This window comes from Fibrobacter sp. UWR3 (assembly GCF_900143055.1).
Taxonomy (GTDB): domain Bacteria; phylum Fibrobacterota; class Fibrobacteria; order Fibrobacterales; family Fibrobacteraceae; genus Fibrobacter.
The window spans coordinates 36563-51569 of record NZ_FRCW01000005.1 but is presented as its reverse complement, the minus strand read 5'-3'; the positions used below and the strand labels follow the sequence as shown (position 1 = coordinate 51569).

Here is a 15007-nt window from a genome sequence, read left to right as displayed (position 1 = left end):
GGTATAAGATGAATATATACAGTTGGAACGTGAACGGTATACGTTCGGCACTCAAGAAAGGATTCGAGGAATGGTTCGCCAGTACGGCACCCGATATCCTCTGCCTTCAGGAGGTTCGAGCCGAAGAAGACCAGGTACCCGACACGCTTCGGAATCCGGAAGGCTACTTTACTTACTGGAATGCGTGCAAGCGCAAGAAGGGTTACAGCGGTGTTGCCGTGTATTCCCGCATCGAGCCCGACATGGTGAACTACGGGTTCGATATCGACGAGTTCGACGAGGAAGGCCGCGTGCTTCAGCTCGTGTTTCCGGACTGGGTCCTCAACTCCATCTATTTCCCGAACGGAGGCTCGGGCGACGACCGCCTGGACTACAAGTTGCGCTTCTACGATGCGTTCCTCGAGAATTCGCTCCGCTGGCTTGCGAACGGCAAGCACGTGCTTACGGTGGGGGACTACAATACCTGCCATAAGGAAATCGACATCGCGCGCCCCAAGGAAAACGAGAATGTCAGCGGGTTCCTGCCGATTGAACGCGCCTGGATGGACAAGTACGTAGAAAACGGTTTCGTGGATACGTTCCGTAACCTGCACCCCGATACGCGAGAAGCCTATACCTGGTGGAGCAACCGCTTTGGTGCGCGTGCCCGTAACGTGGGGTGGCGTCTGGACTATGCGTTTGTCGATGAAGCGCTCATGCCGAATGTACTGAATTCTGAGATTCATTCCTCCGTGCAGGGTTCGGACCATTGCCCCATCAGCATAGAACTGGAACCGCCGTTCGCGCCGATCCCAATCAAGCCCGCATCCGTAGACGCCGAAATCTAAAAGAAAAAGTCGCCCTTTTGAGCGACTTTTCTTAACTTGTCTGTACCGACTACGAGTGCAGGTATTCCACGATGGCATCGTGGATGGTCGTGAACACTTCGCGCAGTTCCTCTTCGTCTTCTTCCAGGAGCGTCACGCGGAAGCCCTTCAAGTCCGTGCAGAAGCTCGTGCTCGGCACCACGCAGATGCCCTTCGCACCCAGCAGATAGTACACGAAGCGGTAGTCGAGGTTCGTCGTCTTGCTGCACCATTCTTCCACCTTCTTCTTGATAATCGGGTTGTCGATCTTGAGCGTCTGGTGGCTGTTGAGCGTCCCTTCGCGGAAGATGATGGTGTTGTAGAACGCGCCGTAGGTCGGGTTGAAGTACAGTTCCGGAATGTCGGAAAGGATTTCGTTGATGATGGCACTGCGGCGGCCAATCTTCTCGTTCAGCGCGGTGCGGTGCTCGATAAAGCGCGGGTCGCCCAGCACACGCGGAATGGTCATCTGCGGGAGCGTGGTCGAGCAGACTTCCACCATCTTCGCGTTGTCGATGGCGCGGCAGAAGGCGTCGAACTGTTCGTCCTTGTCGCGGTTGTAGTATTCGGCCCAGCCGCAACGAGCGCCCGGCCACGGGTATTCCTTCGAGATTCCCTTGAGCGCGATGCCCGGAACGTCTCCGATGTATTCGGCGAGCGCGTAGGCGTGGGCTCCATTGTACGTAATCTTGTTGTAGATTTCGTCGCAGATGATGAACAGGTTGTAGCGCTTCGCGATGTCCACAATCTTCTTGAGGATGTCGAGCGGGTAGACCATGCCGGTCGGGTTGTCCGGGTTCAAAATGAGGATGCCCGCAATGCTCGGGTTGTACTTCACCTTGTTTTCAAGTTCTTCCAGGTCCGGATACCAGTGGTTCTCGGGCTGGAGGCTGTAGGTGATGGGGGCCGTGTGGGCGTGGGCCGCTTCGGCGGAACTGTGGGTGCTGTAAGCCGGCGCAGGTCCGATAATGCGGGTGTTCATCGAGAGCAGGCCGTAGATGGTGGCGATGGCGTCACCGAGGCCGTTGAAGAACAGAATGTCGTCGACGTTGATCTGTGCACCGCCGAGCTTGTTGTTCTCTTTGACCAGGAATTCGCGGGTCTCGAGCATGCCCTTGGAGGGGCAGTAGCCGTAGCTGCGGTTCGTCTTGACGAGGTCGACCACGATGTCCTTGATCCAGTCGGGCAACTGGCATTTCTTTTCAATCGGGTCGCCGATGTTTTCCCAGTGGATGGGGAGGCCGAGTGCCTTGAGCTGGTTTGCCTTCTTCACGATCTCGCGGATTTCGTAAGAGAGTTCCTTGGCACCTTCGCTCAAAAGTCTTCTGCGCATTTTATGCTCCTGTATAGGTATCGAAAATTCTTTTTGCGCTGTAATTATAGCATAAAATTGTTCAAGAATTTCCGTTGTTCCTTGTGGTTAGTGGTTAAAAAGGGGGTAAATAAGAACGAGCGGTCGCAAAAAGAGCAGCCTTTTGCGGGGCTGCCCTTGAAACTTGCTATCTGGATTTTGGCGTTATGCCTTGCAGACTTTGGTTTCTCTGGACAGCCCCACAATAGCTCGGGCTGCTGCCGGGCTTGCTGCTTTCGCCATTGCGGCGTTAGCTGCAATTCTTGCATCTGCTGCGATGTTCTGTCCAAAGATTTTGTTCATGGCCTTAAATATAGTTTCGATTTTCGCGAAAGTCAAGAAATTTTTTTGTGAGTTTATTTCTTGAACTTCTTCAGAATCGCGGCGGCCTTGCCGAACTGCTGCTTCACGGACTTGGGACCGGTGCCGCCTTCGATATTACGGCGGGAAACACTGTATTCGAAGGTGAGCGTCTTCTTCATCTGCTTCACGTTCGGGACGCCGGCGCTGGCCCAGGCCTCGTCGCTAAGGTCCGTGAATTCGAGGCCCTGGCGGGCGGCTTCGCCGACCAGGCTACCGACCACGTGGTGGGCATCGCGGAACGGTACGCCGGATTCGACCAGCAAGTCAGCGAGGTCGGTAGCCAGCAGCGCCGGCAGCATCTTCGCATGCATCTTGTCGAAATTGAAACGTGCGCTTTCCAGGGCTTCCTTCATCACGCGGAGAATCACCTTCACGTTATGGACGGAGTCGAATACCGGTTCCTTGTCTTCTTGCAGGTCGCGGCTGTAGCTGAGCGGTGCACCCTTCACCAGAGTGTAGAGGGCGCTGAAGTTACCGAGCATGCGGCCGGACTTTCCGCGGATGAGTTCCATGGAGTCGGGGTTCTTCTTCTGCGGCATCATCGAGGATCCGCTAGAGAAGGCGTCGTGCAGGGTGAGGTAGCCGAATTCGCTGGTGCTCCAGTTCACGAAGTCTTCGGCGTAGCGGCTCATGGTGTTCGCGATAATGGCGAGGTCGGCTTCGAATTCCAGCATCATATCGCGATGGCTCACGGCGTCGATGCTGTTCGGGGAGACTCCGTTAAATCCGAGTTCCTTTGCGACGAGGGCGCGGTGATACGGAAACGCGGAACCGGCCATGGCGCCGCTACCGAGCGGGAGTTCGCTGTGCAGTTCCAAAAAGTTGTCGAGGCGTTTCACGTCGCGGCTCACGGCAAAGAACATGCTCATCAGGTAATGGCTGAAGTAGATGGGCTGAGCCTGCTGCAGGTGGGTGTAGCCCGGCATCATCTTGCCGAAGTACTTTTTCGCGAGGTCGAGCACCGTTTCCATCAAAGAAACTTCGAGGGCGCGGATTTCGGTGGCGCGGTGACGCATGTAGAGTTTGAAGTCCGTGCAGACCTGGTCGTTACGGCTACGGCCCGTGTGAATCTTCTTGCCGAGTGCACCGATGCGTTCGGTGAGCACGCGTTCCACGGCCATATGGATGTCCTCGTCGGATTCCTTCCACAGGTTCTTGCCGGCCTTGTAGTCCTTGAGGATGCTCTCTAGGCCATCGCAAATCTTCTTGTAGTCGGCTTTGCTTAACACACCGGATTCCACCAGGCCCTTGCCGTGCCCGATGCTTCCTTCGATGTCTTCTTCGATGAGTTCGGCGTCAAATTGCAGGCTGAAGCTCAGGTCCACCATGCTCTGCGCCATGCCGCTAGCGAAACGGCCGGTCCACATGTTGGTCTGGGTGCCCTTCTTGGCTGAATTTTCCGATTTCTTTGCGCTAGTCTTTGCCATTATCAAATCCTTTTGTTTTACGGATGCCGAATTTAGTAAAATGCGAGTGTCTCGGCTATTGTTTATTGAGTAACTTTTCGACTTCCGCGATAATCTTGTCGCGCTCGCCGCACCAGTTGGGGGCAAGGAGCATGTCGCTCGGGCTTTCGCCGCTGAAACGCTCGATGGCGGTATCTGGCCCGATAATTTTAATCATCTCGGCGACGGCGGCGCAATATTCCTCGAATTCCAACAGCTTGATTTCGCCTGCGGAAAAATCTTGTGCCATCACGGTGCCCGCGACGATGTGCAGCGGGTGGATTTTCACGGCGGCGAGGTGCAGGTCGCGGACGACGGTGGCCGTCTTCTTGAAGTCTTCCAGCGTTTCACCGGGCAGCCCGACAATCACGTGCGTGGTGACGGTGAGACCCGCCGCCTGGCAGCGCTTTACCGCATCCTCGAATTCTGCGAGTGTATGCCTGCGGTTTATTGCCGCAAGCGTCAGGTCGTTTGCCGTCTGGAGCCCGATTTCCACGATAATCGGCTTCTTGCGGTTCAGTTCCGCGAGGTATTCGATCTTCTCGTCTTCAAGGCAGTCCGGGCGCGTCCCTATCGCGAGCCCCGCAATTTCCTTGTGCTTGATAATCGGGTCGATTATCCCTTTCAGGTGCTCGAGCGGGGCGTGCGTGTTCGTGTACGGCTGCAGGTAGGCGAGGATGCCCGCATTCGGGTACTTTTCGCGGAGCCTCGGCACGAACTTATCGAGCTGCTCTTGGATGCTGACCTTCGCCTGGTCGAACACCGGGCTAAAGCTGCGGTTGTTGCAGTAGCTGCATCCCGAGAAACCCTTGGTGCCGTCGAGGTTCGGGCAACTCATGCCGCCGTTCAGCGGGAGCTTGCGCACCTTGAGGTAGTTCGGGAATAGTTTGAGGAGCAAATCGCGGTAGGGTGTGTAGTGCATATAGGGAAAGATAGATTAAAGACGAAAGACGATAGACGAAAGGCGAAAGAAAAAATGCCTAGATACGGAAAGGGAATCCATTTGTAGATTAAATACACTTGATACACTTTGGCATTTCTGTGGACAATATTGTTCCTTACTGTAACCGAAAAAAGGCATTTTATAGGGGAGATGATGCCTAGCCATTATTATATTCTAGGCGAAACATTTTGGTGAATATGAGGTCCTTATGAATTTTTTGAATGCGAAATCCACGCTTGCCCTTACCGCTGCCCTGCTTGCCGCTCCGGCGCTTGCGCAGAACGTGCTCACGAACGGCGACATGTCGTATGGCGACGGCGGCTGGTACCTGTGGAACAATCCGGATGGCCCGGCGAAGGTGGACCTGCAGCTCGGTCAGATGGGCCTCGGTGTGGATGGCTCCGAGGGCGTGAAGGTTACGGTGAAAGAACTTCCGAACCCCAGTTGGGGCCTGCAGCTGCAGCCCCCCAAGTGGCTCGCCGATTCCGCATACTATACGCTTACGTTCAAGGCGAAGGGCAACATGCCTATCAACGCCATCGTGCAGGGAGGCGCTCCCGACTGGCGCCAGAAGGAAAGCGCGTCCTTCATGCTCACCAATGAATGGAAAACCTATTCCATGACCTTCCTTGCCGATCAGAAGGGCTACGGCCTCAACAACGTCACGTTCCATGTGGGCCTCGCGAAGGGCTGGATGCAGATGGACGACGTGGAAATCGAGAAGGTGGAAGGCCTTGACGACATGACCTGGTACAACAATTCCGCCGCCCGCATCGACAGCCTCCGCAAAAAGGAACTGACCGTGAAGGCGGCCCCCGGTGCGCAGGTGAAGGTGGAACTCATGCGCCACGCTTTCCCCTTCGGTACGGCTCTCGCGCTATACCCGAGCAAGGACAGCGTGGAGACCTGGTATAGGAAGACCGCCAACAAGTACTTCTGGTACGGCGTGCCCGAGAACCAGTTCAAGTGGCCGGAATACGAACCCAAGAAGGGCAAGATCCGTCGCGACGAGTTCAAGCAGTACCTGGACTACGTGAACGACTACAAGTGGGGCTTCCGCGCCCATACGCTCGTGTGGGGTCACCAGGGCTACGGCTTCGACAAGCATTTCAGCAACCAGGGCAGTTGCAAGGACATCTCGAACAAGATCAAGGACCGCATCACCCGCGACGTGAAGGAATACAAGGGCCGCATCAAGGAATACGACGTGTGGAACGAAGCCTTCCACGAGCCGTTTATCTTCAACAAGTGCGGTTGGGACCTGCTGGATAGCGCCCATGTGTGGGCTCACCGTGCCGACCCGGATGCACGCCTGTTTATCAATGAGTACAACGTGGTGGCCGCTGGTGAAACCGAGCGCCTCTACGACATCGTGAAGGGAATGCTCGACCGCAAGGTGCCCGTACACGGCATCGGCGTGCAGTGCCACTTCGGTGACCGCCAGCTGAACCCGAACTTCATCAAGAAGCGCCTCGACAGGCTCGGCTCCCTCGGGCTCCCCATCAAGATTACCGAACTAGACTTTGGCGACTGGCAGAAGGGCATGTACTTCGGCGAAGACGAACAGGCCCGCCGCTACGAGATGGTCCTGCGCATCGCCTTCAGCCACCCAGCCGTGGAAGGTATTGTGCTGTGGGGATTCTGGGATGGCCGCCACTGGGTCAAGAACGGCGGTATCGTAGCCATGGACGGCCGCGAGAAGCCTGCCGCCAAGCTCATCTACGACCTGTGGCACAAGGTGTGGACCACCAACGGCACGTTCAAGGCAGACGAGAACGGCGTCGTGAAGTTCCGCGGTTACCCCGGCAAGTACAAGGTAACCGTCGACGGCAAGAGCGAGATGGTCGATCTCAGATAAAACTATATTTCCCGGTATGAAAAAATCTCTACCGGGTATTTTGTGTTTGCTCGCCATGCCCTGTAGCATCCTCATTTTCGTGAAGGTGCAGGCCTTGTCGGGCGATTTGCTTGCGCTCCTTGCCGCAGTGCTTTTCTACATCGCAGTCATTGTCGTTTGCGCGCTCGTGTTCAATAAGCCGGACCCGCGCAACGTGCCTATGGAGCACCCGATTATAAAGGATGGCAAGGATGATGAGCCGAAGGAGGGCGAGTAATGTTTATCGAAGATCGTTCTACGCTTGTTTTTGCGACCGGGGTTGGCCGTGTCAAGGAAGAAAAGCCCAAGGCGGAACGCCCCCAGGGTGACGGAGTCGTGCGCATCCAGTTGAAGCGCCTCGGTGGCGGCAAGATGGCGAGCGTCGTTACGGGAATCCCGCTCGACGAGGATGAACTGAAGGACTTGGCCCGCACGCTCAAGCAGAAGTGCGGGGTGGGTGGCTCCGTAAAGGATTTCAATATCGAAATCCAGGGCGACAAACGTAATATTTTGAAAACAGAACTCGAAAAGAAGGGCTATACCGTCAAACTCTCGGGCGGTTAATTCGTTCGAATCGGCCATTCGCACTCTTTTTTTTGAAAAGTTGTCTATATTTAAGGCGTATAGGGAAATGAAAAATGAGAATACGCCTGTTTAAAACTGTTTTTGCTACTGTTTCGGTGTTATCCGTTCTTGCTTCTGCGCAGGAACTCTCGCCGAAGTATTTCGATTGCTGGATGGAAAACGTTGCCCACGTAGATGCCTCCGAAATCTCGCGCCTGGGTATCAAGACCTACGGTGACGGCTGGATTTGCGGATGCTTCAATGTGGAAGAAACTGAAGGCGTGGACTGGCAGGAAGGCGAAATCCTCACGAAGGTGAACAAGGTCTGGGATTTGCCGCAGTACGAGATTCTCCCGTGCCGTGCCAAGGACTGCAGTGACACAAGCGAAACCTACCAGAAGAGCCTTGACCTGTGCGTCGACCACCTGAACAATAGCGGGTTTACGCTTTCCGCCTTTGCGGATTCCGGCAAGGTACATGACGCCATCGCGCAGACTTTCCCCGATTCCAAGAAAAAGCCTTCCAAGAAGGACGACGATTCCAACCTGACCGATTTCGGCAAGTATTTCCAGGACCACAAGGCAAAAGCCGACAGCGTTCTCTGCTTCTTCCAGTATCATGAACGTCCGGGTACGGAACGCTTTCTCGACTGGGACAAGAAGGGCGTGTTCAGCATTTCCGGCTTGCCCGAGAAGCTTTTGCCCGAGTCCATCGGTAGTTTCCCCGACTACAGCGACGTGCGTTGCAAGGACGGCAATACGTGGACGGGCTTTCTCGTGAACGGCTATGTCGAGAATATCATGAATGTCGATGGGGAAGGTAAGTTCCACGGCCGAGAAACCGGCTTCGGCAACGACCTTACGCTTCCGGTTCGCCAGGGCAAGGACTTTGGCAAGGTGCTCTACACAGTCGATTACGTGCACGGCGTAAAGAACGGCACGGCCAAGTTCTACCGTTATAGCGCGATGGACAACATTGCGGTAACCGACAAGAAACTGAAGAAGAAACTCGAGAAGTACTACTTCTTGCACCTGGAAGTGCCTTACAGGAAGGGCGCTGTCCACGGCATGGTGAACATGTTCTCGCACAAGGGATTCCTTATGGCCGAAATCCCGTACTGGAACAACGAGATTCACGGACGCGTGGTGGTGCACTACCCGTTTGTCGAAGACGTGAAGGCGATTGAGGCTGCCGACAAGAAGGAAATGAAGCGCATCTCCAAGATCAAGAAGAAGAAGGACAAGGAAGAGGCCCTGGAAGCTTTCCAGAAGATGAAGGAAGAGCGCGAGAAGAACAAGCCGAAGGACAAGGTCACGATTGACTACAAGAAGGGCAAACTCAATGGCCCGAACGACCTCGGGTATTCCTTCGGTAACTACCGCGACGGCAAGCTCGACGGCAAGTACATGACGTTTACCGTGAAGGAAACCTGCTACGACTGGATTCCGGTGAACGGGCAGGAAGGTATTGATTCCACGACCACGAACAAGGTCTGCTTGACTGAGAAGCAGGACAAGAAGAGCTGGGGTACGTTCCGTAACGGCGAACTCCAGGGCCTGATTGAATGCGCGAACGGCATCAAGGGCAAGGAGAACGTGGACTGCGACCACGCTTACTAGGCGGACTTTCGCCCCGATGACAAAACGGGCGCTTTTAGTTATATTTGTCGCGAACTTGAAAGACCGCAAGGCCTGAAGGTTGCATGCCTGGTTAGTTTAACAGGATAAAACGCGTCCCTCCTAAGGATGAGCTCCGCGTTCGAGTCGCGGACCGGGTATTACGCTGGCGGATTACTCCGCCAGCGTTTCTTTTTTGCTACGTCATCCCCGACTTGGTCGGGGATCTCCTTTGCATTTTTGTAACTTTACATCGTGAATAAAAAGTACGTTGCAATTGTTGTCCTGTTCGGGATCTTGCTCCTGCTTCCGTTTACGGTGCAGGCCGTCGTGGACCTGCGTGGCGATAAACGGTTTGTTTCCTTCGACATCTTTAAGGACATTGTCTATACCCCATTCGTGCGGGAATCAAAAATGACTGCGGGGGCGATGCGCCTGGATAGCGCTTGGCGCAGTGCGCGCGAAGCCATTGCGGGTGGCGCGGAGACTGTGGATGCGCTGGAACCTGTAATTGGGGCCCTTTCCGACTTGGAGGCGGTCGCGCTGACCGTCAATGCGTATGCGTCGCTCGATACTGCGGAGGCGTGCTACAAGCTGCTCAAGCAGGCGGACACGTTGCTTGCGAGTCTCGAGGACGAGCCCGAAAGTTTCAAGGTCGTCGATTCAACACTCAAGGCGGTGGTGGGCGAGTTCGGGCATTTCTCGGTTGTGCGGGCAATTTCGGGCATCAAGCATTACGGCGTATGGACGAGCCGCTACCTGCGGGCTTTCGAGAAGAAGGTGGAAGACGAGAATGCGCTGGTGCTTGCAGTGCGCCCGCGTTACCAGCTCGCGGTATGGAACATCTTCAATGACCCGGGCGAGAAGGTGGTTCTCGGTGCGGGCGAGGGCCGCTGGCTCTTCTACCGGCAGGATGTGGAATTCCTGGTGCAACCGTCCCCGCTGGATGAGCGCAGTGCGAAACTCGATAACCCGGTGCAGGCGATTCTCCGGTTCCGCGACCAGCTGAAGGCGAAGGGCGTGGAACTCCTGGTGGTGGTTACTCCGGGCAAGCCGAGCATCTATCCCGAAAGGCTGACTGGCGCATCTCCGGTCGCAGGCATTAACGGCGCGGACATATCTCGGGGCGTGACTGCCGCAGGTCACGGCAAGGCGATTCTCGATTCGCTTGCTCGCCTCGGGCTCCATACGGTGGATTTGTACACGCCACTCTTTGCCGCGAAGGCTGACGATGCAAAACTTGGACCGCTCTACCTGAACGACGATACGCACTGGACTCCGCGCGGGGCAGAACTTGCTGCGGGGGAAATCGCGAAGAAGGTTCGTGAAATGGCTGATGCAGGCATCGTGGATATCGGTGAGCCATCTATGGAATATGTTGCATCTGATTCTGTGGCCGACCGCATGGGCGACATCGGCGAGATGAGCGGACTCAACAAGTTCAACGTGTTCAAGGTGCAGCAGGTGGTGGGGCATGTTGTGTCGCAACAGAATATCATAGAAAGAATTGGTATAGCCCAGAGCTATGCTAACTGCCGGGATTCTCTGATGAAAGAATGTCCAGGAGCCTTCGAATTTGACGATCCTTGCTTTTTGGCAAAGGAGCATCCCTGTGATGAAGATGATGCAGCCTGTGTGCGTGCTTTGACAAAAAGTTGTCCTAAGGGAAGTGCGTTTGATTCATGCTATCATGTTAGGATGCATCCATGCGAGGGAGACGATACGCTTTATTACGACACAACGCGTACTCCCTTCAAAGACGATTTCCGTAAGTCTCAAATTTTGATTCTCGGAGATAGTTTCAGCCGCATCTACCAGACCGACTCGCCTGTGAACGCCGGATGGATTGCGCACTTCGCGAAGGAAATGGGAAGGCCTGTCGCAAGCATCGTGAGCGACGGCGGTGCATCCACATTGGTTCGTGAAAAGCTCGCCCGCAAGGCAGGCGTGCTCAAGGGCAAGAAACTTTTAATCTGGGAATTCGTGGAACGCGACCTCCGCTTTGGTGCGGAAGGCTGGAAGGAGGTTGATTTCTAATGGCTAGGCATGGAACCCCCACTCCGGGGCAGGCAATTCTGGAAGGTATCGAGTGGCTCAAGATGGACAAGGCCGAATTCGCGCGCCGTATCGGGGTGCCGATGGAAACGCTCGAGGGCTTGATTGCAGGGACCGTCGAGATTACCCGAGAACTCGCTGAATCGCTCGAGTCCGTGACGGGGAGCCCCGCCGCCTACTGGCGAATGCTTGCCAGTAAAGCAAAAAAAATATTGACCAATAACTAATGACCATTGGCAAACTATGAATATTACTGACGCAGTTTCTTGTATGTGTGACCTCGCGAAGGGCGAGGCGGAACAGTTCGACATTATCGCCTCGAATTCCCATTCCGAGGGTATCTCCGTTTTCCAGGGGCAGGTGCAGAATACTGAGATTTCCGATTCTGTAGGGCTTGGTATCCGCGTCATCAAGGACGGACATCCAGGGTATGCGCACACCGAGCGCCTTACCAGGGATGCGATTGCACAGACCATCAAGGATGCTGTTTGCCACACGCAGTGGACGGAGCCTGTAAATATCGAGCTTCCGAAGCCCGCGCAGATTCCTGATGATAGCCCGAATTACAATCCCGCTCTTGACTCGCTTTCACTTGCGGAGCTCAAGGATTTCTGCATAGAACTCGAAAAGGAAACATTCGCACGTTCCGCCGACATCAAGAACATTCCGTACCTCGGTGCCGACCTGAACCGTGAAATCTCTATCGTGGCGAACAGTAACGGGCTTTTTTACACCGACAAGGACAATTCCGTTTCTGTCGGTGCGGGTGCGGTCGCAGTACGCGATGGAGTCAGTAAGTTAGGTAATTGCGTAAAGAGCCGTCGCGACTGGAATGAAATTTCAATGAAAGAAATCGCGGACAAGGCTGCTACATACGCCACTGAACTTTTTGGCGCGAAGAGAATTGAAGGCGGAAAAATTCCTGTGGTTTTCTCGGAACGCATTGCCGGCCGATTTGTTGGAATGTACGGGTCGCCGTTTATCGCAGAATCCATGCAGAAGGGCATGTCCCGCCTTGCGGGTAAGCTGGGCGAAAAGATTGCGTCCGAAAAGTTCTCTCTCTGGAGCGACCCGAATTCCAAGAATTTCTGCAACAAGGTCTATTTCGATTCCGAAGGCTCTCTCACGCGTCGCGTTGAGGTTATAAAGGACGGTGTCTTTAACGAGGCTCTCTACAATCTGGAAACAGCCGCGAAAGATGGCTGCAGTACAACAGGTAGCGCTGCCCGCGGTTTCGGTTCGAAGATGGGTACAGCGTTCTGGAACATGTACGTGCCTGCGGGTGACAAGACCACGGCGGATCTCCTGAAGTTATTCCCGAAATGCCTGCTGGTTGTTCGCCTGGAGGGCAATTCCGGCTGCAATGCTGTTTCGGGCGAACTGAGCATCGGGGCACACGGGTTCTGGTGCGAAAACGGGGTAATCCAGCATCCGGTTGATGGCGTGACGCTTTCCGGAAATTTCTTCGATATAATCCAGAACGTTGTCGCCGTCGGGAGCGAATACTACGACAAGTTTTCAGGTATAAAGGTGCCCGCGCTCGCGGTTTCAAACCTTGCGGTGAGTTGCTAGGTTTACTGATGTGGTCCGTTGCATCCAGGACTAGCCGTTTTTAACGGCCTTTTTCTGGCGGTAAATCAGCACAATCAGCCACACAAGGCCTGTGATAATCATGAGGCTGCAGAGCGTCTGCCCGCGGCTCATGCCGAACAGGTCGATGCGCCCCAGGTGGGCATCGGGCCTGCGGAAGAATTCGATAAAGAAGCGGAATATGCCGTAGCCCATCAGGTAGAGGCAGGGCATTTTGTCACGCAATAGCGGAATGCGTCTCAGGTTATAGAGAACCGCAAACAGGATGATTCCCTCGAAGCACATTTCGTAGAGCTGGCTCGGATGGTGCAGAATCGGGTTCGTGATGGGGCTGTCGTGGGCAAGCGGGAAGAACATGCCGATGGGGCTTGTGGTCACCTCGCCAAAAAGTTCTCCGTTGATGAAGTTGCCCCATCGTCCCCAGGTATAGGCGAGCGGGGCAGCAAGGAAACTCAGGTTGAGCGTTTTCCACACGTCCATCTTGTTGCGTTTCATTCCGATAATCGCAAAGATGGTGCCGAGAATCATGCCGCCATGGTAGCTCATGCCTGCAATGCCCGTAAAGTGCCACCCGAGTGCGTCGTGGGTGAGGGGAATGATTATTTCGAGCGGGTTTGCGAGGTAATAGCCCGGTTTGTAGAAGAAAACGTACCCGAGTCGCGCACCGATGAGGATGCCCGCGATGGCCCACATGAACAGGTTGTCGAACTGCTCCTTGGTGTACCCGAGATTTTCCTTCGAGTTGATTTTCCACATGGTGAAGTATGCGGTGACGAACGCGAAAATGTACATCACGCCGTACCAGTGGACCGGGAAGTTCATGAGGGGAATTGTAAATGCGATTCCGTCAAAGTAGGTCGGTATAAGGTTCCACCAGGAAGGTTCCATTTTGTCCTCGCTTTTAGTTTGTCTGCCATAATTTCTGGTGAGCCCAGTAGTTCATTATCATCGCCGCCACCTGGCATGCAGGCTGCGAGCGGTAGCCCTGCAAGTCGTGCACCTGCATGATGACTACAATAATCGCCTTCTTGGGGTCATCCTTCGACTGTGCAAATCCCATAAACCATTCGTATCGTCCGTTCGGGTCGTTCCCGTCGAGCGAACCAGTCTTGCCGCCGATGTTCAGGGCGTTGAAATTCTTGCGGGCCATATTCTTGGTCGATAAGTGCTTCCTTGCGGTTCCGTTCGTGACGGAACGTAGCATGGCGGCCCGTAGCCCGTAGTAGGTGTTCTCGCTGAACTTACCCACGTCGAGAGCGATGCGCTGCTTGGGGGCGATGCCTTCGAGGTCTTTCGCCCACGGGATTTCGAGAGGTTTCTTGGCGAGTATGGAACGCACCTGCGCTGCCGCTAGGAGGGGAGAGAGGGTTGTCGACTGGATAAACCCGCAGCTCACTTCGGCAAGCCCGTATCCGGAATCGGGAGGTGCATAGTTCGAGCGCCCGGGGAGGCCGCCGGGGAAGTTCGTGTTGTAGCCGAGCATCTTTGCCGCGTCGCGCAGGCGCTTTGCCCCGACGTTCAGGCCGATGATGCCGAGCGGCGGGTTTGCGGATTTCGCATAGGCGTCCTGCAGTTCAATGGTCGGGCCCGCATAGTTCTCGGGCACGCGCAACTGGTTCTTGTACAGCGTGTGGTGAGCGCCCCTGTCGGGTATCGGGGAATTGAGCGAATAGCGGTTGCTTTCCATCGCGGCTGCAATCGTGACGGTCTTTGCAAGCGATGCGGCGGGGAAGGTGTTGCGCGAGATGTAGTCCGGCGCATTCTGCACCTTGTAATCCTTGGTTTCGCCCCAGGCAATGATTTCGTTGCTGTTCGGTTCCACCACAAGAATCGCGCTGTGCATGGGCTTGAAACGCCTGAGCATGTTGTCGATTTTCTCGGCGAGGAACACGTCCTTCTGGTTCTTGATATGCACGGAATCAACAATTTCTACCTCGGGGGGATTTTCCGGGGTGACCGCAGCGGTTACGGCTGCCTGCGTGTTCTCGAGGTTTTCATTTCTCTCGGATTCTTTCGTGGCGGCTTCCGTTGATGCCTTGGCTTCGCCGAAAAAAAGGTTCTTTGCTGCGGACTCGGTTAATGGATCCTTCACCTTGATTGCTCGGTGCGCTTCCTTGAGCGAATCGATGATGGAAGAATCCACACGGAGTGTATCCTTGATCCATTCTTTGGATGTTGCCGTAGGATCATTGCCGTTTACGACGAATCCTTTCGGTTGCGCCGCCCGTTCGCCGCTCTTGAATATGCACGAGCCAATCAGGGCGCAGGCTGCAACAAAAATGGCAATAGCGATGCAACGGTTACGTAATCTCTTCTTGTAGGGGAGTCGATTCTGGGGGTCGTAGTAATATTTCATCGA

At 55.0% G+C, this 15007-nt stretch carries 14 protein-coding genes and 1 tRNA gene; 9 read left to right on the top strand and 6 right to left on the bottom strand.

Annotated elements, in window-relative coordinates; genetic code table 11:
- Nucleotides 1-8: 8 nt before the first annotated feature.
- Complete coding sequence (locus tag BUA44_RS07850; protein WP_072810563.1) at nt 9-827, top strand: exodeoxyribonuclease III; 819 nt, start codon at nt 9-11, stop codon at nt 825-827.
- A gap of 49 nt (nt 828-876) precedes the next feature.
- Here the strand turns inward: BUA44_RS07850 and BUA44_RS07845 are convergent, their stop codons facing one another.
- The 4 genes from BUA44_RS07845 to BUA44_RS07835 all read right to left on the bottom strand — a co-directional run bounded on the left by BUA44_RS07845 (nt 877) and on the right by BUA44_RS07835 (nt 4926).
- Nucleotides 877-2178, bottom strand: coding sequence for a pyridoxal phosphate-dependent aminotransferase (locus BUA44_RS07845; RefSeq protein WP_072810561.1), 1302 nt, complete (start codon nt 2176-2178; stop codon nt 877-879).
- A gap of 183 nt (nt 2179-2361) precedes the next feature.
- Nucleotides 2362-2499 (bottom strand): hypothetical protein, encoded by a 138-nt coding sequence (locus BUA44_RS15675; RefSeq protein ID WP_175547226.1) that lies wholly within the window; start codon nt 2497-2499, stop codon nt 2362-2364.
- A gap of 53 nt (nt 2500-2552) precedes the next feature.
- On the bottom strand, nt 2553-3986 hold the full coding sequence (argH, locus tag BUA44_RS07840; protein ID WP_072810559.1) for an argininosuccinate lyase: 1434 nt from the start codon (nt 3984-3986) through the stop codon (nt 2553-2555).
- A 55-nt stretch (nt 3987-4041) separates the two neighbouring features.
- Nucleotides 4042-4926, bottom strand: a complete 885-nt coding sequence (locus tag BUA44_RS07835) for a tRNA modification radical SAM protein MnmL/YtqA (protein ID WP_072810557.1) — start codon at nt 4924-4926, stop codon at nt 4042-4044.
- Nucleotides 4927-5155: 229 nt separating this feature from the next.
- On the opposite strand from BUA44_RS07835, the gene BUA44_RS07830 reads away from it, so the two are divergent.
- The 8 genes from BUA44_RS07830 to BUA44_RS07795 all read left to right on the top strand — a co-directional run bounded on the left by BUA44_RS07830 (nt 5156) and on the right by BUA44_RS07795 (nt 12630).
- Nucleotides 5156-6805, top strand: coding sequence for an endo-1,4-beta-xylanase (locus BUA44_RS07830; protein ID WP_072810555.1), 1650 nt, complete (start codon nt 5156-5158; stop codon nt 6803-6805).
- Nucleotides 6806-6821: 16 nt separating this feature from the next.
- On the top strand, nt 6822-7061 hold the full coding sequence (locus BUA44_RS07825) for a hypothetical protein (RefSeq protein WP_083535353.1): 240 nt from the start codon (nt 6822-6824) through the stop codon (nt 7059-7061).
- Nucleotides 7061-7387 carry an SUI1 family translation initiation factor gene (locus BUA44_RS07820; RefSeq protein ID WP_072810550.1) on the top strand — a complete coding sequence of 109 codons (327 nt, stop codon included), beginning with the start codon at nt 7061-7063 and terminating at the stop codon, nt 7385-7387. The genes BUA44_RS07825 and BUA44_RS07820 overlap by 1 nt, the downstream gene beginning before the upstream one ends.
- Before the next feature lie 74 nt (nt 7388-7461).
- Nucleotides 7462-9006, top strand: coding sequence for a hypothetical protein (locus BUA44_RS07815; RefSeq protein WP_073113935.1), 1545 nt, complete (start codon nt 7462-7464; stop codon nt 9004-9006).
- Nucleotides 9007-9091: 85 nt separating this feature from the next.
- Nucleotides 9092-9164 (top strand) — tRNA-Arg (locus BUA44_RS07810).
- Between the two features lie 94 nt (nt 9165-9258).
- A complete protein-coding gene (locus tag BUA44_RS07805) occupies nt 9259-11040 on the top strand; it encodes an alginate O-acetyltransferase AlgX-related protein (RefSeq protein ID WP_072810546.1) in 1782 nt (593 codons plus the stop codon).
- Nucleotides 11040-11285 carry a helix-turn-helix transcriptional regulator gene (locus BUA44_RS07800; protein ID WP_072810544.1) on the top strand — a complete coding sequence of 82 codons (246 nt, stop codon included), beginning with the start codon at nt 11040-11042 and terminating at the stop codon, nt 11283-11285. Before BUA44_RS07805 ends, BUA44_RS07800 begins: the two co-directional genes overlap by 1 nt.
- Before the next feature lie 16 nt (nt 11286-11301).
- On the top strand, nt 11302-12630 hold the full coding sequence (locus tag BUA44_RS07795) for a TldD/PmbA family protein (protein WP_072810541.1): 1329 nt from the start codon (nt 11302-11304) through the stop codon (nt 12628-12630).
- Nucleotides 12631-12660: 30 nt separating this feature from the next.
- Here the strand turns inward: BUA44_RS07795 and lgt are convergent, their stop codons facing one another.
- Nucleotides 12661-13536 (bottom strand): prolipoprotein diacylglyceryl transferase, encoded by an 876-nt coding sequence (gene lgt / locus BUA44_RS07790; RefSeq protein WP_072810539.1) that lies wholly within the window; start codon nt 13534-13536, stop codon nt 12661-12663.
- A 13-nt stretch (nt 13537-13549) separates the two neighbouring features.
- A complete protein-coding gene (locus tag BUA44_RS07785) occupies nt 13550-15004 on the bottom strand; it encodes a penicillin-binding transpeptidase domain-containing protein (RefSeq protein ID WP_072810537.1) in 1455 nt (484 codons plus the stop codon).
- Nucleotides 15005-15007: the final 3 nt, after the last annotated feature.

Coding starts and splice junctions, on each gene's coding strand:
- BUA44_RS15675 (WP_175547226.1), bottom strand. CDS start 2,499: ATGAACAAAATCTTTGGACAGAACATCGCAGCAGATGCAAGAATTGCA.
- BUA44_RS07845 (WP_072810561.1), bottom strand. CDS start 2,178: ATGCGCAGAAGACTTTTGAGCGAAGGTGCCAAGGAACTCTCTTACGAA.
- BUA44_RS07815 (WP_073113935.1), top strand. CDS start 7,462: ATGAGAATACGCCTGTTTAAAACTGTTTTTGCTACTGTTTCGGTGTTA.
- BUA44_RS07820 (WP_072810550.1), top strand. CDS start 7,061: ATGTTTATCGAAGATCGTTCTACGCTTGTTTTTGCGACCGGGGTTGGC.
- BUA44_RS07830 (WP_072810555.1), top strand. CDS start 5,156: ATGAATTTTTTGAATGCGAAATCCACGCTTGCCCTTACCGCTGCCCTG.
- argH (WP_072810559.1), bottom strand. CDS start 3,986: ATGGCAAAGACTAGCGCAAAGAAATCGGAAAATTCAGCCAAGAAGGGC.
- BUA44_RS07825 (WP_083535353.1), top strand. CDS start 6,822: ATGAAAAAATCTCTACCGGGTATTTTGTGTTTGCTCGCCATGCCCTGT.
- lgt (WP_072810539.1), bottom strand. CDS start 13,536: ATGGAACCTTCCTGGTGGAACCTTATACCGACCTACTTTGACGGAATC.
- BUA44_RS07850 (WP_072810563.1), top strand. CDS start 9: ATGAATATATACAGTTGGAACGTGAACGGTATACGTTCGGCACTCAAG.
- BUA44_RS07795 (WP_072810541.1), top strand. CDS start 11,302: ATGAATATTACTGACGCAGTTTCTTGTATGTGTGACCTCGCGAAGGGC.
- BUA44_RS07785 (WP_072810537.1), bottom strand. CDS start 15,004: ATGAAATATTACTACGACCCCCAGAATCGACTCCCCTACAAGAAGAGA.
- BUA44_RS07800 (WP_072810544.1), top strand. CDS start 11,040: ATGGCTAGGCATGGAACCCCCACTCCGGGGCAGGCAATTCTGGAAGGT.
- BUA44_RS07835 (WP_072810557.1), bottom strand. CDS start 4,926: ATGCACTACACACCCTACCGCGATTTGCTCCTCAAACTATTCCCGAAC.